The organism is Pseudoduganella sp. GW821-FHT11H04 (genome assembly GCF_058807935.1).
Genome location: NZ_JBXARE010000001.1, coordinates 322,859 through 339,702 on the forward strand (window position 1 = coordinate 322,859; position 16,844 = coordinate 339,702).

Sequence of the window (16,844 nt, forward strand, 5' to 3'; positions counted from 1 at the left end):
AGGAGCCTGAATCATGTCCCGCTTCTTTATCAATCGCCCCATTTTCGCCTGGGTGCTCGCCATCGTTGTGATGCTGGCGGGTGTAATGGCGATCAAGGGCCTGCCAATCGCGCAGTACCCAAGCATTGCGCCGCCATCGATCTCGATCACCGGTTCCTATCCGGGTGCATCGGCCAAGACGGTGGAAGACGCGGTCACCCAGATCATCGAACAGAAGATGAAGGGTATCGACGGCCTGCGCTATATGTCCTCGACCAGTGACTCGGTCGGCGGCATCAACATCACGCTGAACTTCAAGAACGGCACCAATCCGGACATCGCACAGGTGCAGGTGCAGAACAAGCTGCAGCTGGCGACCCCGCTGCTGCCTGCCGCCGTGACCCAGCAAGGCCTGGTGGTGTCGAAAGCGACCCGCAACTTCCTGATGGTGTTCGGCTTCATCTCCGAAGACGGCAAGATGAAGCAGTCCGACCTGGGCGACTATGTGGCCGCCAACGTGATCGATCCGCTGAGCCGCGTGCAAGGCGTGGGTGACGTCACCCTGTTCGGTTCCCAGTATGCGATGCGCATCTGGCTCGATCCACAAAAGCTGCAAAGCTTCCAGCTCACACCCGCCGACGTCACCGCCGCCATCCAGGCGCAGAACGCCGAAGTGTCGGCCGGTGAACTGGGCGGCGCCCCTGCCGTGCCGAACCAGCAGCTGAACGCGACCGTGACCGCGCAAAGCCGCCTGCAGACGCCGGAACAATTCGGCGCCATCCTGCTGAAGACTGCCGGCAACGGCGCCACCGTGCACCTGCGCGACGTGGCCCGCATTGAACTGGGCAACGAAAACTACAACACCGTAGCGCGCTACAACGGCTCGCCTGCCGTGGGCGTAGCAATCAAGCTGGCCACCGGCGCCAACGCGCTGGAAACCGCGGACCTGGTTAAGAAGAAGATCGAAGTCCTGGGCAAGCAATTCCCGCAAGGGATGAAGGCTGTTGTGGCTTTCGACACCACGCCATTCGTCAAACTGTCGATTGAAGAAGTGGTCAAGACCCTGCTGGAAGCGGTGGTCCTGGTCTTCATCGTGATGTACGTCTTCCTGCAGAACTTCCGCGCCACCCTGATCCCGACCTTTGCTGTGCCTGTCGTGCTGCTCGGTACTTTCGGGGTGCTGTTCTCGCTGGGCTACTCGATCAACACGCTGACCATGTTCGCCATGGTGCTTGCAATCGGCCTGCTGGTGGACGACGCCATCGTCGTGGTGGAGAACGTCGAACGTGTAATGACGGAAGAGGGCTTGTCGCCGAAGGAGGCGACCATCAAGTCCATGGGCCAGATCTCCGGCGCCCTTGTCGGTATTGCGATGGTGCTGTCCGCCGTGTTCGTGCCGATGGCCTTCTTCGGCGGTTCCACCGGCGTGATTTACCGCCAGTTCTCGGTGACGATCGTATCCGCCATGGTGCTGTCCGTGCTGGTAGCGATGGTGTTCACCCCTGCGCTGTGCGCCACCTTCCTGAAACCTGGTTCCCACGTTTCGGAAAAAGGCTTCTTCGGCTGGTTCAACCGAACCTTTGAACGCAGCAGCACCAGGTACCAGGGCTGGGTCGGCAAGATGCTGGCACGTAGCGGCCGCTCGCTGCTGGTGTACGGCGCACTGCTGGCCGTATTGGCTGTGTCCTTCATGCGCCTCCCGACTTCCTTCCTGCCGGAAGAAGACCAGGGCGTGCTGTTCTCCATGGTGCAGCTGCCAACCGGCGCCACCCAGCAACGCACCCTGAAAGTGCTGGAAAAGCTGGAACACCACTTCATGGAAGATGAAAAGGCCAACGTCGCTTCCGTATTCACGGTGGCGGGCTTCAGCTTCGCCGGTAACGGCCAGAATGCCGGCCTGGCCTTCGTGCGCCTGAAAGACTGGTCCGAACGTACGAACCCTGACCAGAAAGTGAAAGCGATCGCAGGCCGCGCCATGGGCGCCTTCTCGCAAATCCGTGAAGCGATGGTGTTTGCTTTCGCGCCGCCAGCCGTGATGGAGCTGGGTAACGCCACCGGTTTCGATATGCAGCTGCAAGACCAGGGCGGTGTCGGTCACGATGCGCTGATGGCTGCGCGTAACCAGCTGCTCGGCATGGCCGCCAAGAATCCGCTGCTGATGGCCGTGCGTCCAAACGGCCAGGAAGATACGCCGCAGTTCAAGCTCGATATCGACCAGCAGAAAGCCACCGCACTGGGCCTGTCCGTCGCGGACGTGAACCGCGTGCTGAGCGTTGGCTGGGGCTCGTCCTACGTAAACGACTTCGTCGACCGTGGCCGTGTCAAGCGCGTCTACCTGCAAGGCACCCCGGAATCGCGTATGGCGCCGGAAGACCTGAACAAGTGGTTCGTGCGTAATGCACAGGGCGAAATGGTGCCATTCTCCGCCTTCGCTTCCGGCCGCTGGATCTACGCTTCGCCGCGACTGGAACGCTATAACGGCATTCCATCGATGAACGTGCAGGGTATGCCTGCGCCGGGCGTGAGTTCCGGTGTGGCCATGGCTGAAATGGAAAAGATGGTGGCGCAACTGCCGCCGGGCATTGGCTTCGAGTGGACCGGCCTGTCGCTGGAGGAACGCGACTCCGGTTCGCAGACCACCATCCTGTACACCATCTCCGTGCTGATCGTGTTCCTGTGCCTGGCCGCGCTGTATGAAAGCTGGTCCGTGCCGTTCTCGGTGCTGCTGGTGGTGCCTCTGGGCGTGATCGGCACCGTGCTGGCCACATGGGGCTTCCACCTGGCGAACGACGTGTACTTCCAGGTTGGCTTGCTGACCGTGGTCGGCCTGTCGGCGAAGAACGCGATCCTGATCGTGGAATTCGCCAAGGAACTGCAGGAGAAGGGCATAGAACTGCGTGAAGCCACGCTGCAGGCAGTCAAGCTGCGCCTGCGTCCGATCCTGATGACGTCCATCGCCTTCGGTCTTGGCGTGCTGCCGCTGGCCATGGCAAGCGGCGCAGGTTCCGGCAGCCAGAACGCCATCGGCGTCGGCGTGTTGGGCGGCATGCTGACCGCAACTTTCCTCGGCATCTTCTTCGTGCCGGTGTTCTTCGTGGTGGTGCGTGCATGGGTGGGCCGAAAGGCTGCACCTGCCGCACCAGCTGCACCAGCCATCGCTTCGGAGGCGAATTGATATGAAAAAGACGATCTTTACCCTTGCAGCTGCGGCCTTGCTGGCCGGCTGCAGCCTGGCTCCGACCTATGAGCGCCCGGTATCGCCGGTAGCTGCGGCCTGGCCGCAGGGCGATGCCTACAAGCCCGCACAAACTGCGGCCGATGCCAAGCCTGCCGGCGAAATCGCCTGGCAGGACTTTATCGGCGACCAGCAGCTGCGCGACGTCGTGGAGCTGGCGCTGAAGAACAACCGCGACCTGCGCGTCTCGGCGCTGAATATAGAGAAGGCGAGGGCGCAATATGGCATCGACCGTTCCGCCCAGCTGCCTAAGGTGAATGCGCAAGTTGGCCAGAGCGCAGCCCGCGCTCCGAGCGGCGACATCAGCCGCCAGTACACCGGCGGCCTGGCGCTGCCGGCCTATGAGCTGGACCTGTTCGGCAAACTGCGCAACTCCTCGGAAGCTGGCCTGCAGTCCTACCTTGGCACGCAGGAAGCGCAACGCGCCCAGCGCCTTAGCCTGGTATCCGAAGTAGCGACCACCTGGCTTGGCCTGGCAGCCGATAAGGAACGCCTGCGCCTGGCGCAAGACACGCTGAAAAGCCAGCAAATCACATTTGAGCTGAGCAAGCGCCGCTTCGAATCCGGCGCCACCTCGGGCCTCGATATGTATGAAGCACAAACCAGTGTCGAAGCCGCGCGCAACGACATGGCCCTGTACACCGCCCAGGTAGCGGCCGGCGAGAACGCGCTGGCCCTGCTGGTCGGTACCCAAGTGCCGGCGGACCTGCTGCCGCAGGCTTTGCCGACCGCCGTCACCACGCTGGCCGAACTGCCGGAAGGCGTGCCGTCTTCTGTGCTGCTGCAGCGCCCGGACGTGCTGGAAGCGGAGCATGCGCTGAAAGCCGCCAACGCCAATATCGGCGTGGCGCGTGCAGCCTTCTTCCCGAGCATCACGCTGACCGGCACCGCAGGCAGCGCAAGTAATAGCCTGGGGAACCTGTTCAAGGCCGGCACCGGCGCCTGGACCTTCCTGCCGCAACTGACGCTGCCCCTGTTTGACGCCGGCGCCAACAGCGCAAGGCTGGACATCGCCAAAGCCGACAACGGCATCGCCGTAGCGCGCTACGAAAAAGCGATCCAGTCAGCCTTCCGCGAAGTAGCCGATGCACTGGCGCAGCGAGGCACATTGGATGAACGCGTAGAGTCGCAAGCCGCCCTGACGGAAGCCGCTAGCCGCAGCTACCGCATCCACGAAGCGCGCTACCAGAAAGGCGCCGAGTCCTACCTGAACGCCCTGGTTTCGCAGCGAGCGTTATACGCGGCCCAGCAAGGCTTGATCAGCGTCCGCCTGGCAAAGGCAGCCAACCAGGTAACCCTGTACAAAGTGCTTGGGGGCTGGGCTTAATCGGGATCGATACCGGCTGGCGGCATCCACTCCATCAGGTTGTAGATGCCGTCGACCGCCAGAATCTCAAACCCACAGCGCTGCAGCAGCCGCAGGGCAGGGCTGCCCAGCGCCACGTTCATTCGAACCGGAAGACGCAAGCGCTCTCCTTGTGCCTGCAAGCTGCGCAACAAGCCAAGCCCAATCCCGCGATTGCGGTATTCAGGCAGCAAGCAGATATCGAGAATGCGCAGTTCCCCCGGCCCGTAATCAACGAACAGCCGCCCAATCGAACGCTCGCGATCCATGATCACGGCCAAATCGGCATGCGGGTAATGGGTCTCAAACCAGGACTGCTGCGCCTTGAACTGCACGCCGTGAAGTAAGGACTCGGTGGCGAGGTCGCAACCTCCCATTCGAAGATCGGCGCTGCGGGTGCAGGAATACAGCTGCTGCATGAACGCCAGGTCGCCCGCTTCGGCGGGACGCATCTCAATCGAGCGAGAGGTACGGGAGGGCATATCACTTTTTCCTTTAAGAATGAAGTAACTGCCTTTCAATCATAGCACGTTGTAATTTGACAAAGCTCAATCCCTTGGCCAGAGTATCGCCTTATGACTGAAAAACGCCACATCGACCCAGAGCGCGCCGCCAGCCGCCGCCGCCAGGTACTGGACGCCGCCGCCACCTGTTTCCGCCGCAGCGGATTCCACGGCGCCAGCATGTCCGAGATTTCCAAAGCGGCCGGCATGAGCGCCGGCCACATTTATAACTATTTCGCCAGCAAAGACGCCATCATCGCCGCCTTCGTGGAAGAAAACGAAACGCGGGTACATGAAATCATCAGCAAGATCGCCAGCCAGCCGGACCCGCTGCAAGCGATCATCGACGACGTCGAGCAGAGCGTCCAGAACAACCTCGACCCTGACCACTGGGCACTGCCGCTGGAAATCGCCGCCGAAAGCGCGCGCAATCCCGCCATAGCCGCTTTGACCCAGCAAGCCGACCGCCGCATGTGCGAAAGCCTGCTTGCGTTGCTGAAGGCCGGCCGCGAAATGCATGGCCTGGCTGCCGACGATGTCACTGTGGAAGGGCGTATGCAGGCCGTGATTTGCCTGCACCAGGGCCTGCAATTGCGCTTGCTGAATTATCCCGAGCTGCCGGTGGCCGAGATCATTAAATCCTTCCGCATCGCCATGCGGGCGCTCCTTTTCACTTAAGGATAAGAGAAATGACCAAATTCGTTTTCCCTCCACACCAGGTCGCGGCATTGCACATCGCCGGCACGGACGAACGCTTTCCTGTGCGCCGCGTCTATTGTGTGGGCCGCAACTACGCCGGCCACGCACGCGAGATGGGCTCCGATCCAGACCGCGAACCGCCATTCTTCTTCTGCAAACCGGGCGACGCATCAGCCGTGGTGCCTGTTGCACCGGGCGCAGTGGCCGAACTGCCATACCCACCACAGACCAGCAACTACCACTACGAGTGCGAACTGGTGGTGGCAATCGGTACCGGTGGCAGCGACATCTCCGTAGCCGACGCACCCAAACACATCTTCGGATATGCCGTCGGCCTGGACATGACCCGCCGCGACCTGCAAGGAAAAATGAAGGACGCCGGCCGCCCATGGGAGATCGGCAAAGCCTTCGACTACTCCGCGCCCGTAGGCGAATTGCGCCGCGCGTCCGAAGCACCAGCCGTCGAAAACGCCGCCATCGCGCTGGCCCTGGACGGCGCAGTGCGCCAATCCAGCAGCACCGACCACATGATCTGGTCCATCTCCGAAACCATCGCCAACTTGTCGACGCTCTTCCGCCTCGAACCCGGCGACCTGATTTTCACCGGCACTCCCGAAGGCGTAGGCGCCGTCACCCGCGGCCAATCCCTCACCGGCAGCATCGAAGGCCTGGCCAGCCTCTCCGTAAAGTTCACCTAACCCACTACACGAAGAGATGACGGGGTCTGACCCTTGGGTCATACCCCGGTCTACCGGGTTTGCAGTTCAGCAGCAATCGCAAGTAACCCCTCCAGCGCTCCCGCCGCAATCCCCACATCCGCCGCGCCGCTCACCGCAAACTCCCGCGGATTAATCCTCACCATCCTCCCACCCCGCAGCACCACGCTCTGCCCAAAGCGCCTCACCGAAGGAACCGCCGTCCCCGCCCCAATTTCAATGACCACCGGCCGCCGCACCTTGGCCAACCACTCCTCCAACCGCCCCGCCTGCATCTCGCTGCGCCGCTCAACCCACCCCCAATCCCCAAACATCAAAATATTCGGCCGCGCCAACCCGCCACATTCAGGACACCGAGGCGCCTCATTACGCAACCGGCAAGCCGCCGCGTCCACATCCGGCGCAAACCCATCCGCCGCCCATATCTTCCGGCAGCAAGGCCCCAGGCATTGCAGATGATGTATCGACCCGTGGCACTCATAAATGGAGCGAGCATCAAATCCCGCCTTCTGAAACTGCCCATCCACATTGCTGGTAAAGACAAAGCACCCATGCTCCATCCCCGCACCCCATTCACGCAGCAGCGCAAAGCCCTCATGCGGTACAGTCTCGCGGTACAGCGCCAGGCGATGCCCATAAAACCCCCAGGCCAAAGCCGGATCATCATGAAAAGTGCGCGGAGAAGCGATGCTGGTGAATTCCATCCGCGCTCGTCCGAGGGCAGGGTAGGCCTTCCAGAATCCCTCATTTCCCCGGAAATCCGGCAGCCCCGAATCTACGCCCATGCCCGCGCCGGCCGCAATCACCAGCCCGTCCGATTGCGTAATAAGTTCGGCAGCGCGCGCCGCCAAGTCTCGATCAATAGCCATTTCTGTAGTTTGAGGTAACTTTGACAAAACCACAAATTGCTCTGATATAATCGGTTCCTCGAGTCGGGGCGTAGCGCAGCCTGGTAGCGTACTTGCATGGGGTGCAAGGGGTCGGAAGTTCGAATCTTCTCGCCCCGACCAATTAATTCGAATAAAGGGTTACAGTTTTGGACTGTAGCCCTTTTTTTCCGCCATTTAACTGGAGAGATATGCACGACTCTGTACCTTTCGACCCGCCTTACGTCATCAAGATTAACGGCCAGGAGGGCGATCATTGGGTTGAGGTACGCGAGGACGGAACGCAGATTCCGTGTGCGGCCCCCTCAAGCTGGCCGCTGCAAACAATGGAAGCGCCGGCGGCATCAGCCAAAACCACCATTCTGAACGTGCCGTATGCCGAGAAGGACGAGGCGAAAAAGCTCGGCGCGAAATGGGACTCCACTCGCAAGAAATGGTACGTTCCGCAAGGCGTGAACGTAGAACCGTTCAGCCGCTGGCTTACTGCCAAGTAGGGCCGCGCTCTGGTGCGTACGGCAAAATAGTTTTTGATCTCCTTGTCGATTTCAACATTCCTGGCGCGTCGTAGGGATAATGGCAGGCGTGCTGCCATCAACTAAATCAACATGAGGCCCAAAATGAACAAGCAAATCTTCGTCAACCTGTCCGTCAAGAACCTGGAAAAGTCGAAGGCCTTCTTCGCCGCCATGGGCTATACCTTCAACCCGCAGTTCACCGACGAGAACGCAGCCAGCATGATCATCAACGACGGCAGCATCTACGCGATGCTTCTGGTCGAAGACTTCTTCCGCACCTTCACCGGGAAGCCGATCGTCAACGCCAAAGAGGCGACCGAGGTGCTGGTGTGCCTGTCCTGCGAAAGCCGCGAGGAAGTCGATGATCTGGTGCGCAAGGCGGTGGCAGCCGGCGGCAAGACCCCGCGCGAGCCAAAGGACTACGGCTTCATGTACGCCCACGGCTTTGAAGACCTGGACGGCCATATCTGGGAACTGGTCTATATGGCCCAAGCGCCGCAGCAGTAAGATAACTCTTGGTCAACGGTGACAATTTAATAGAATTCCCGCAAATTTCGAAACTAAACTAATTAGTAGACAAGTTCGCGGGAGGTCATCGTGTTGACCTGGTGGGTACGCTGGTTATTGATCGCAACGGTGGGGCTGACTGCATCCATGTACGCTATGGATACGGTTCGTGTGGCCTCCATATTGCCGTTGTCGCCACCACAGCAGGCCAAGGAAAACCAGTCGAATGTGAAGAAGCCGGCGAATGCAGTGGCCAAGGCATCCCAGATGGACAAGATCGCCGACGCCTTGGAAGGCCACTGATTCCAAGACCGAATCGCATTGCGCAATCCAGCGCGCAAATTTCATCAAGTGCTTATAAAAAAGTTGCCTCATGGTAAGTTACCATCGACGCGCGCGGCGTCCTGCCCGCGAAACGTTCGATAGGCGACCATGATAAAACCACCCGCTATTTCTCTTCTCCGCAGGACTTTCTGTACCCGCTCGCTTGGGATTGCGGCACTTGGGCCGCTCGCGCTCAGTGCCTGCAATGCCGGAGGGTCCACCGCACAAAGCAGACCAGGTGCGCAAACCGCGCCAGTTACGCAAAGCCCTCCTGCCGCCCCGAGCACGCCGGCCGCCGCAACCTCGCCGGCTGCCGCGACCACGCAAGCCCGTACTTTCGTGCATCCCGGCCTGCTGCATACTGAAGAAGACTTTGCCCGCATGCGTGCCAAGGTGAAGGAGGGCGTGCAACCCTGGCGCGACGGCTGGAATGCGCTGCTTGGCACCGGCCGTTCGCACCTGAATAACAGTCCGCGTCCTTTGCAGACCGTGATTCGCGGCGGCGCCGACAGCAATTTCCCGCAGTTCTATATCGATGTGGCGCGCGCATACCAACTGGCGCTGCGCTGGAAGGTCTCCGACGACCCAGCATACGCCGAAAAAGCCGTCCAATTCCTCAATGCCTGGTCGTCCACGCTGACGACCATTACCGGGAACGCCGACCGCTTCCTGGCTGCCGGCATCTACGGCTACCAGTTCGCCAATGCCGCCGAAATCATGCGCACCTACCAGGGCTGGGCGCCGGCCGACCTGCAGCGTTTCCAGGCCATGATGCTGAACGTCTTCTATCCTCTGAACCACCAGTTCCTGACGCAGCATAACGGGGCGGACATCACCAACTACTGGGCCAACTGGGATCAGTGCAACCTGGCGTCTATCCTGGCTATCGGCGTGCTTTGCGACCGCGAAGACTTGTACAACGAGGCAGTGGGCTATTACCAGTCTGGCCGCGGTAATGGCGCTTCCAGCCAGGCGGTGCCATTTGTCCATCCCGGTTACCTTGGCCAATGGCAGGAGAGCTCGCGCGATCAGGGCCATTGCACGCTCGGCATCGGCTTGGCAGGTGCATTCTGCGAGATGGCCTGGAACCAGGGTGATGATTTCTACGGCTACGACAACAACCGCTTCCTGGCCGGGGCCGAATACGTGGCCAAGTCCAACCTGTCCGACGCCAACGGTAACCCTTATTACACATCGATGCCGTTCGATACCTACACCAACAGGCAAGGTACGGGCAACGGCGTTTCGACGGGCGGCTTGCCCAGCATCCGTCCGGTTTGGGAAATGATCTACAACCACTACGTCAACCGGCGCGGACTGGCCGCGCCTTTCGTGGCGCAGATGGCGGCCAGGGTGCGGGCCGAAGGCGATGGCGGCAACGGCGACCAGCTTGGCGTCGGGACGCTTTTGTTCAGCCGCGATCCGCAGGCCAAAAACGTGGCGCCGAGCGGCCTGACGGCGCGCCTGGTGGGCGGCAATGTCGAGCTTTCATGGTGGGGCACAGCCAATGCAACCGGCTACACCGTGCTGCGTTCGACGGTTCGTGGCGGACCTTACCAGCCTGTGGCTAGCGCAATCAACGGCTTGCTCACGTACACGGACCGCGCGCCGGCACCCACTACCTTTTATTACGTGGTCACGGCGCAGACACCGTCCGGCGACAGCGCCCCTTCCGCTGAAGCGCGCGTCGCGGCCGGCGTCGTAGCGCATACATTGCTGGCATTCGACGAGTCGCAAGGCACGGCGGCACAAGACAGCAGCGGCAATGGCCGCCACGCCAGCTTGCTGAACGGCGCGCAATGGGCGAGCGGAAAGCGCGGAAATGCAGTGCTGCTCGATGGCGTTGACGATTACCTGGCGCTGCCGGCGGGCCTGGTGGACGGCCTGGCCGATTTCACGATCGCCGCCTGGGTATTCTGGCAGGGCGGCCGCAACTGGACGCGCATTTTCGATTTTGGTTCGGGGACCACGCAGTACATGTTCCTGACGCCGCAAGCGGGCGGCGGCGGCCTGCGATTCGCTATCAGCCTGACCAACGGCTGGGGCGAGCAGGCACTTGACTCGACGCCTTTGCCGACCGGGCAGTGGGTGCACGTGGCGGTAACCTTGTCCGGCAGCACCGGCACCATGTATGTGAACGGCAGTGCAGTCGCCACCAATAAGCAGATGACCCATGCGCCGTTCCGCATGCGCAGCACGACGCAGAACTGGATCGGCCGTTCGCAATATTCGTCCGACCCGTACTTCAACGGCAAAATCGACGACTTCCGCATTTACAGCGGCGCGCTAAGCGCAGTGGAGGTGGCGTCGCTCGCTGCGTAGTTTCACATCTGCGTGTAAAGTGAATACTCTTATCTGGAGGAGGAGTGTTCACGATGCGCATCGCGGTCATGTCGGATATTCATGGAAACCTGTGGGCGCTCGATGCTGTGTTGGCCGATATCGCGCGGCGAAAGGTGGACGTAACAGTCAACCTGGGCGATATCCTGTCCGGCCCCTTGCTGCCGGCCGAAACGGCCGATCGCCTGATGGCGTTGGACCTGCCTGCCATTCGCGGCAACCATGAGCGGCAAGTGCTGGAGCACGATCCTGCCCGCATGGGCGCGTCCGACCGCTGGGCGCACGATCATATCTCACCGTCTCATCGCAATTGGATTGCCTCGCTGCCTGCTTCCTTGCGGATGCGAGACGACGTGCTGATGGTGCATGGCACCCCGGGCTCGGACCTGGTCTACTGGATGGAGACGGTCGATCCGTCCGGCCAGCGCGCCGCTACCTACGAGGAAGTGCTGGAGCGGGCCGGCGACGCCCGTGCCTCCCTGATCCTGTGCGGGCATACCCATGTGCCGCGCTGCGTGCTGCTGGACGACGGGCGCCTGGTGGTCAATCCGGGCAGCGTCGGCTTGCAGGCTTACGATGATGATCTGCCTTATCCGCATAAGGCTGAAAACGGTTCGCCGCATGCGCGTTACGCGATCGTCGAGCGCACTTCAAGCGGTTGGGCGGTCGAGCAGTATGCGGTCGCTTACGACTGGAATGCTGCGGCGGAAGTGGCGCAGCGCCATGGCCGCCCTGAGTGGGCGTTCGCGCTCAGGACGGGGCGCATGGCTTAACCGGGACGGTGGCTGACTTCAATGAGCAGGCCACCGGGAGCCTGGCACCAGAAGGCCAGGCAACCGTAGCTGACCGACGGGGCAGGGGGCTGCGGCAGCCCGGCGTCGGCGAGGCGGCGATAAGCGGCATGCACTGCTTCGTCGGACGGTTGCAGGAAGCCGATGTGGAAGCCGGGGGGATAGTCGACATGGTCCGCCTGCTGCAGGATCAGGGCGAAGCCGTCTTCGCCGCGCAAAATCGCCATTCCTTCGGCGCGTGCCGGTATCCGTTCAAAGCCAAACCCTCGCTGGAAATAGTCCGCGGCCGCTTCCAGGTCCGATACGGGTAAATCCATATGGTTTAACCTCATTGTTGATCTCCGGTATTAATGGCATATTCCTATCCTAAGCCAGAAATCGCTGGGAGGGCGGAATGCGGAATTTAGTATTGTGCGTGCTGGCGCTGCCCTTGTGCTGCGCGGCTGCGGAACCGGATGACTGGATCTCGACTGACCGTCCCGACTTTGTGGACTCGCCCGAGGTGGTCGGCAAGGGACGCTTGCAGCTGGAAACCGGATTCCTGCAATCGAAGGATGATCGCGCCACGCCGCTGCTGCTGCGCGTGGGGGTATCGGAACGCCTTGAGCTGCGCATCGACACCGACGGCCGCGTAACCGACCGCAGCGCCCCGGCCCGCTCGAGCGGCTGGGGCGACACGGGCTTGAGCATCAAGTGGCAAATCAACGAGGGCAAGGACGGCACACCAACCATCGGCCTGATTCCGCAGCTGGACTTTGCGAGCGGCTCGCGCGACTTCCGCGGCAATGGCACGCGGCCTTCGATACGCATGCCGATGGAGTGGGAACTGCCGTACGACCTGACCCTGGGTGTCATGCCCGGCGTCTACCGCGACCGCGATGACAACGGCCGCCATTACAACACCGGCATGTTCGGCATCACGCTGGCAAAAAGCTTGAGCGACCGCGCCTATGCCTTTTTGGAAGTATCGACGCCGCGCATCGCCCGTTCGCGCGACGGCGGCAGCCAGGCCAGCTTCGACTTTGGCGGTGGTTATTCGCCAACGCACGACCTGCACCTTGATGCAGGCTTCATGATCGGCCTGAACCACCGCACGCCGGACTTGGCGTTCACCGTCGGCTTATCGGTGCGGATGTGAAGAAGGGGATGCCAGGGCAAGTGGTGCTGGTGCTGCAAGGCGGCGGAGCGCTTGGCGCCTACCAGCTGGGCGTCTACCAGGCAATGCATGAAGCGGGCGTCGAGCCGGACTGGGTGATCGGCACCTCAATCGGCGCACTGAACGGCGCCATCATCGCGGGCAATCCGCCCGAGCAACGCCTTGCGCGGCTAAAGGCGTTCTGGGATGCGATGGAGCGGCGCGATATCTTCGGCAGCCTGCCGCCAGCCTTCGCCAATGCGCTGACGCTGGCTCAGGGTATTCCTGCTTTCTTCGACCCGAATCCCATCGCATGGTGGAATCCCGCTGCGCCACTTGGCGTGGAAAACGCCTCGTTCTATCGCACCAACGCCTTGCGTGAAACGCTGGCCGGGCTGGTGGACATGAATTACCTGAACGAGCGCCACACCCGCCTGACCGTGGGCGCTGTGAACGCCCGTAATGGCGTGATGCGCTACTTCGACACCCGCAAGGAAGCGCTGGAACTATCGCACGTGATCGCGTCCGGCGCGATTCCGCCTGCATTCCCGGCGGTGCGCATCGGCAGTGAGCCGTATTGGGACGGCGGCATTTACTCCAATACGCCGATCGAGGCGGTGCTCGATGACGAGCCCCGGCGCGATTCGGTGATTTTCTCGGTCCAGGTGTGGAACCCGGACGGCAGCGAGCCGCAAAGCGTGCTCGATGTGCTGGAGAAGCACAAGGAAATCCAGTACGCCAGCCGCGCCAGCCACATCGAGCAGCAGCGCAAGCTGCACCGCCTGCGTCGCGTGATCCGCGAGCTGGCGATGAAGCTGCCGGACGATGTGCGTACCTCGCCGGAAGTGCGCGAGCTGGCGCTGTGGGGCTGCGGCACCTCCATGCATGTGGTGCTGCTGAAGGCGCCCCACCTGAGTTGCGAGGACCACACCAAGGACATCGACTTCTCGAGCGCCGGCATCAGCCAGCGCTGGCAGGCCGGCTACGCGGATGCGCAGCGGGCTTTCAAGGCAAAGCCATGGACCGCAGGAGCGGATACTTTCGAGGGGATCGCCATCCATGAAAAATTCTAAGTATCGTCTTTGACTATCGGTTTCATAGAATTAATCAAATTTATTAATTGCTCGTGTCTCTTTAGAATGATTTCACCGATCACATGAAGGAGCCAGTAAATGAGCCAGACCCCCATCACCACCGCATCCGGCATTCCAGTCGTCGATAACCAGAACTCCCTGACTGCCGGTCCGCGCGGCCCCGTCCTGCTGCAGGACTTCCACCTGATTGAAAAGCTCCAGCATTTCAACCGCGAACGCATTCCTGAGCGTGTGGTTCACGCCAAGGGTTCGGGCGCCTACGGTTCCTTCACCGTCACCCACGACATCAGCAAATACTCCAAGGCCAAGCTGTTCTCGGCCGTGGGCAAGCAGACCGAGACCTTCGTGCGTTTCTCCACCGTCGGCGGCGAACGTGGCAGCGCCGATACCGAGCGCGATCCGCGCGGCTTCGCGTTGCGTTTCTACACCGAGGAGGGCAACTGGGACCTGGTGGGTAATAACACGCCGATGTTCTTCATCAAGGACGGCATCAAATTCCCTGACTTCATCCACACCCAGAAGCGCGACCCGCAGACCAACCTCAAATCGCCGACCATGATGTTCGACTTCTGGAGCAAGACGCCCGAGTCGCTGCACCAGGTCACTATGCTGTTCAGCGACCGTGGCACGCCGGATGGCTACCGGCACATGGACGGTTTCGGCAGCCATACTTTCAGCCTGGTGAATGCGGCGGGCGAGCGTGTCTACGTGAAATGGCACCTCAAGACAAAACAGGGCATCAAGAACCTGAGCGCGGCCGATGCAACGCGCCTGGCGGGTTCGGACCCGGACCATGCGCAGCGCGACCTGTATAACGCGATTGCCAACGGCGATTTCCCACAGTGGGAGGTGAAACTGCAGGTGGCGACCGAACAGCAGTTGGCGGCGTGGGAGCAGCGTACTGGCTGGAATCCGTTTGACCTGACCAAGGTGTGGCCGCACGCGGACTTCCCGCTGATTCCTGTCGGTGTGCTGGAGTTGAACCGCAATCCTGTGAACTATCACGCGGAGGTGGAGCAGGCGGCGCTGTCGCCGGCCAATATCGTGCCGGGCATGGGGTATTCGCCGGACAAGATGTTGCAGGCGCGCTTGTTTGCTTATCACGATGCGCAGTTGTACCGGGTGGGTACTAATCACCAGCAACTGCCGGTTAATGCGCCGCGTTGTCCTTTCCATCACCAGCAGCGGGATGGGGCGATGGCGTCGGGCGTCGGTGGCGCGGAGCAGAACTATGCGCCGACTGAGGCTGCGGGCTCCTCGCCACAAGGCATGGGGCATGGGGAGCCGGTGCTGGCGCTGAATGGCGGGGCAGGGCGCTACGACGGGCGGGGTAAAGAGGATGATTACACCCAGGCGGGGAATTTGTTCCGCCTCTTGCCTGAGCAGGAGAAATTGAACCTGTTCGAGAATATTGCGGGGCCTTTGAGCCAGGTTAGTGACGAGATTATCCAGCGGCAGCTGGGGCATTTTGATAAGGCGGATTCCGCTTACGGCGCTGGCGTGCGGGCCGCGTTGAAGGCGCGCGGGCGCAACGTCGACTAAAACCCGGTAAAGCTGGGTCAGACCCTTGGGTCTGACCCAGCTTTACCGGGTTTGGTGTGTACAATATCGGTTCCGATCAACCCAAGCCTCTGAACGGGATCGCAATGACCATCAAAATCAGCCAGAATTTCGACTCTGGCGCCATCGAAGTAGTCCGCGCTGACAATGCCGCGAACATCGAACTGAACCTCCGCAAGGACAACGCCGCCGACATCCACCAGTGGTTCCACTTCCGCGTGCAAGGTGCACGCGGCGAAGCGCTGACCATGAAATTCCTGAACGCCGGCGACGCCACCTACGCCAAAGGCTTCGAAGACTACAACGCCGCCGCCAGCTACGACGGCGAAAACTGGTTCCGCGTCCCGACATCCTTCGATGGCCAGGTCATGACCATCAAGCACACGCCACACAACGACAGCGTGTACTACGCCTATTTCGAACCATATTCGTGGGAGCGCCACCTGCGCCTGCTGGGCGAAGTGGCCGAGAACCCGGTTGCACGCGTGCTGGATATCGGCTCCTCCGTCGACGGCCGCGACATGAACCTGGTAGTCGTCGGCGATCCGGAAGCTGAAAAGAAAATCTGGTTCATCGCCCGCCAGCACCCAGGCGAATCCATGGCCGAATGGTTCATCGAAGGCCTGATCGATTCCCTGCTGGACGACGCCAACCCGATCTCCCGCAAGCTGCTGCAGCGCTGCTGCTTCTACATCGTGCCGAACATGAACCCGGACGGCTCGATCCGTGGCAACCTGCGCACCAACGCTGCCGGCGCGAATTTGAACCGCGAATGGATGACGCCTTCGCTGGAACGCTCGCCGGAAGTGCTGTGCGTAAAGCAGAAGATCCACGAAACCGGCGTCGATATGTTCTTCGACATCCACGGTGACGAAGCGCTGCCTTACAACTTCGTGGCCGGTAACGAAATGCTGGAGAACTTCACGCCGGAGCAGATGGCGCGCCAGAAGAACTTCATCGACCGCTACAAGAATGCGTCGCCGGACTTCCAGGACGCGGTAGGTTACGCGCCTTCCAAGTACAAGGAAGACATGCTGACGCTGGCCTCCAAGTACATCGGTCACCACTTCCAGGTGCTGTCCCTGACACTGGAAATGCCGTTCAAGGATAACGCGGACCTGCCGGTACCGACCGTCGGCTGGAACGGCTCGCGCAGTGCAGCGCTGGGCGCTGCGATCCTGCAGCCTATCCTGCTGTCGCTGGACGAGTAATCC

The 16,844-nt window shown here is 61.3% G+C and carries 16 protein-coding genes and 1 tRNA gene; 14 read left to right on the forward strand and 3 right to left on the reverse strand.

The annotated features are described in order from the left end of the window. Nucleotides 1-13 precede the first annotated feature (13 nt). Together AC1RTP_RS01575 and AC1RTP_RS01580 are read left to right on the forward strand one after the other, a co-directional pair. The gene (locus AC1RTP_RS01575; protein ID WP_498604234.1) at nucleotides 14-3,154 is read left to right on the forward strand and encodes an efflux RND transporter permease subunit; all 3,141 of its coding nucleotides are present in this window, start codon (nucleotides 14-16) and stop codon (nucleotides 3,152-3,154) included. A gap of 1 nt (nucleotide 3,155) precedes the next feature. Beyond that, entirely contained in the window at nucleotides 3,156-4,541 is a 1,386-nt protein-coding gene (locus AC1RTP_RS01580; RefSeq protein WP_498604235.1) for an efflux transporter outer membrane subunit, read from the forward strand. On the opposite strand, the gene AC1RTP_RS01585 is transcribed toward AC1RTP_RS01580, so the two are convergent. Beyond that, complete coding sequence (locus tag AC1RTP_RS01585; protein WP_498604236.1) at nucleotides 4,538-5,041, reverse strand: GNAT family N-acetyltransferase; 504 nt, start codon at nucleotides 5,039-5,041, stop codon at nucleotides 4,538-4,540. The two genes, AC1RTP_RS01580 and AC1RTP_RS01585, sit on opposite strands and share 4 nt — an antisense overlap. Nucleotides 5,042-5,134: 93 nt before the next feature. Between AC1RTP_RS01585 and AC1RTP_RS01590 the strand changes: the two genes are divergently transcribed. Together AC1RTP_RS01590 and AC1RTP_RS01595 are read left to right on the forward strand one after the other, a co-directional pair. Further along, entirely contained in the window at nucleotides 5,135-5,740 is a 606-nt protein-coding gene (locus tag AC1RTP_RS01590; protein ID WP_498604238.1) for a TetR/AcrR family transcriptional regulator, read from the forward strand. Nucleotides 5,741-5,751: 11 nt separating this feature from the next. Then, nucleotides 5,752-6,459: a fumarylacetoacetate hydrolase family protein gene (locus AC1RTP_RS01595; protein WP_498604239.1), complete on the forward strand. Its 708-nt coding sequence runs from the start codon at nucleotides 5,752-5,754 to the stop codon at nucleotides 6,457-6,459. Between the two features lie 50 nt (nucleotides 6,460-6,509). On the opposite strand, the gene AC1RTP_RS01600 is transcribed toward AC1RTP_RS01595, so the two are convergent. Next, nucleotides 6,510-7,346: an SIR2 family NAD-dependent protein deacylase gene (locus AC1RTP_RS01600; protein ID WP_498604240.1), complete on the reverse strand. Its 837-nt coding sequence runs from the start codon at nucleotides 7,344-7,346 to the stop codon at nucleotides 6,510-6,512. Between the two features lie 64 nt (nucleotides 7,347-7,410). Here AC1RTP_RS01600 and AC1RTP_RS01605 point away from each other — a divergent pair. From AC1RTP_RS01605 to AC1RTP_RS01630, 6 genes are all read left to right on the forward strand, one after another. After that, nucleotides 7,411-7,487: transfer RNA gene (locus tag AC1RTP_RS01605), tRNA-Pro, on the forward strand. 68 nt (nucleotides 7,488-7,555) lie between these two features. Next, nucleotides 7,556-7,858, forward strand: a complete 303-nt coding sequence (locus tag AC1RTP_RS01610) for a DUF5710 domain-containing protein (RefSeq protein WP_498604242.1) — start codon at nucleotides 7,556-7,558, stop codon at nucleotides 7,856-7,858. A gap of 123 nt (nucleotides 7,859-7,981) precedes the next feature. Further along, nucleotides 7,982-8,386: a VOC family protein gene (locus AC1RTP_RS01615; RefSeq protein WP_498604243.1), complete on the forward strand. Its 405-nt coding sequence runs from the start codon at nucleotides 7,982-7,984 to the stop codon at nucleotides 8,384-8,386. Nucleotides 8,387-8,557: 171 nt separating this feature from the next. Next, the gene (locus tag AC1RTP_RS01620; RefSeq protein ID WP_498604245.1) at nucleotides 8,558-8,689 is read left to right on the forward strand and encodes a hypothetical protein; all 132 of its coding nucleotides are present in this window, start codon (nucleotides 8,558-8,560) and stop codon (nucleotides 8,687-8,689) included. A gap of 129 nt (nucleotides 8,690-8,818) precedes the next feature. Continuing rightward, nucleotides 8,819-11,032, forward strand: coding sequence for a LamG-like jellyroll fold domain-containing protein (locus AC1RTP_RS01625; RefSeq protein WP_498604247.1), 2,214 nt, complete (start codon nucleotides 8,819-8,821; stop codon nucleotides 11,030-11,032). A 53-nt stretch (nucleotides 11,033-11,085) separates the two neighbouring features. Beyond that, on the forward strand, nucleotides 11,086-11,823 hold the full coding sequence (locus AC1RTP_RS01630; RefSeq protein WP_498604248.1) for a metallophosphoesterase family protein: 738 nt from the start codon (nucleotides 11,086-11,088) through the stop codon (nucleotides 11,821-11,823). Here the strand turns inward: AC1RTP_RS01630 and AC1RTP_RS01635 are convergent. Further along, entirely contained in the window at nucleotides 11,820-12,158 is a 339-nt protein-coding gene (locus AC1RTP_RS01635) for a VOC family protein (RefSeq protein WP_498604249.1), read from the reverse strand. The two genes, AC1RTP_RS01630 and AC1RTP_RS01635, sit on opposite strands and share 4 nt — an antisense overlap. 77 nt (nucleotides 12,159-12,235) lie before the next feature. Here AC1RTP_RS01635 and AC1RTP_RS01640 point away from each other — a divergent pair, with 77 nt between their 5' ends. The 4 genes from AC1RTP_RS01640 (at nucleotide 12,236) to AC1RTP_RS01655 (ending at nucleotide 16,841) form a co-directional block, all read left to right on the forward strand. Then, nucleotides 12,236-12,979, forward strand: a complete 744-nt coding sequence (locus AC1RTP_RS01640; RefSeq protein WP_498604251.1) for a transporter — start codon at nucleotides 12,236-12,238, stop codon at nucleotides 12,977-12,979. 8 nt (nucleotides 12,980-12,987) lie between these two features. Then, nucleotides 12,988-14,049 (forward strand): patatin-like phospholipase family protein, encoded by a 1,062-nt coding sequence (locus tag AC1RTP_RS01645; RefSeq protein WP_498604252.1) that lies wholly within the window; start codon nucleotides 12,988-12,990, stop codon nucleotides 14,047-14,049. Nucleotides 14,050-14,148: 99 nt separating this feature from the next. Then, nucleotides 14,149-15,612 (forward strand): catalase, encoded by a 1,464-nt coding sequence (locus tag AC1RTP_RS01650; RefSeq protein ID WP_498604253.1) that lies wholly within the window; start codon nucleotides 14,149-14,151, stop codon nucleotides 15,610-15,612. A 104-nt stretch (nucleotides 15,613-15,716) separates the two neighbouring features. Beyond that, on the forward strand, nucleotides 15,717-16,841 hold the full coding sequence (locus AC1RTP_RS01655; protein WP_498604255.1) for a M14 family metallopeptidase: 1,125 nt from the start codon (nucleotides 15,717-15,719) through the stop codon (nucleotides 16,839-16,841). Nucleotides 16,842-16,844: the final 3 nt, after the last annotated feature.

Excerpts from the sequence above, each read along its gene's own strand:
- AC1RTP_RS01585 (WP_498604236.1), bottom strand. The coding sequence starts at position 5,041 with ATGCCCTCCCGTACCTCTCGCTCGATTGAGATGCGTCCCGCCGAAGCG.
- AC1RTP_RS01595 (WP_498604239.1), top strand. The coding sequence starts at position 5,752 with ATGACCAAATTCGTTTTCCCTCCACACCAGGTCGCGGCATTGCACATC.
- AC1RTP_RS01625 (WP_498604247.1), top strand. The coding sequence starts at position 8,819 with ATGATAAAACCACCCGCTATTTCTCTTCTCCGCAGGACTTTCTGTACC.
- AC1RTP_RS01630 (WP_498604248.1), top strand. The coding sequence starts at position 11,086 with ATGCGCATCGCGGTCATGTCGGATATTCATGGAAACCTGTGGGCGCTC.
- AC1RTP_RS01590 (WP_498604238.1), top strand. The coding sequence starts at position 5,135 with ATGACTGAAAAACGCCACATCGACCCAGAGCGCGCCGCCAGCCGCCGC.
- AC1RTP_RS01580 (WP_498604235.1), top strand. The coding sequence starts at position 3,156 with ATGAAAAAGACGATCTTTACCCTTGCAGCTGCGGCCTTGCTGGCCGGC.
- AC1RTP_RS01600 (WP_498604240.1), bottom strand. The coding sequence starts at position 7,346 with ATGGCTATTGATCGAGACTTGGCGGCGCGCGCTGCCGAACTTATTACG.
- AC1RTP_RS01635 (WP_498604249.1), bottom strand. The coding sequence starts at position 12,158 with ATGGATTTACCCGTATCGGACCTGGAAGCGGCCGCGGACTATTTCCAG.
- AC1RTP_RS01615 (WP_498604243.1), top strand. The coding sequence starts at position 7,982 with ATGAACAAGCAAATCTTCGTCAACCTGTCCGTCAAGAACCTGGAAAAG.
- AC1RTP_RS01650 (WP_498604253.1), top strand. The coding sequence starts at position 14,149 with ATGAGCCAGACCCCCATCACCACCGCATCCGGCATTCCAGTCGTCGAT.
- AC1RTP_RS01610 (WP_498604242.1), top strand. The coding sequence starts at position 7,556 with ATGCACGACTCTGTACCTTTCGACCCGCCTTACGTCATCAAGATTAAC.
- AC1RTP_RS01645 (WP_498604252.1), top strand. The coding sequence starts at position 12,988 with ATGCCAGGGCAAGTGGTGCTGGTGCTGCAAGGCGGCGGAGCGCTTGGC.
- AC1RTP_RS01575 (WP_498604234.1), top strand. The coding sequence starts at position 14 with ATGTCCCGCTTCTTTATCAATCGCCCCATTTTCGCCTGGGTGCTCGCC.
- AC1RTP_RS01640 (WP_498604251.1), top strand. The coding sequence starts at position 12,236 with ATGCGGAATTTAGTATTGTGCGTGCTGGCGCTGCCCTTGTGCTGCGCG.
- AC1RTP_RS01655 (WP_498604255.1), top strand. The coding sequence starts at position 15,717 with ATGACCATCAAAATCAGCCAGAATTTCGACTCTGGCGCCATCGAAGTA.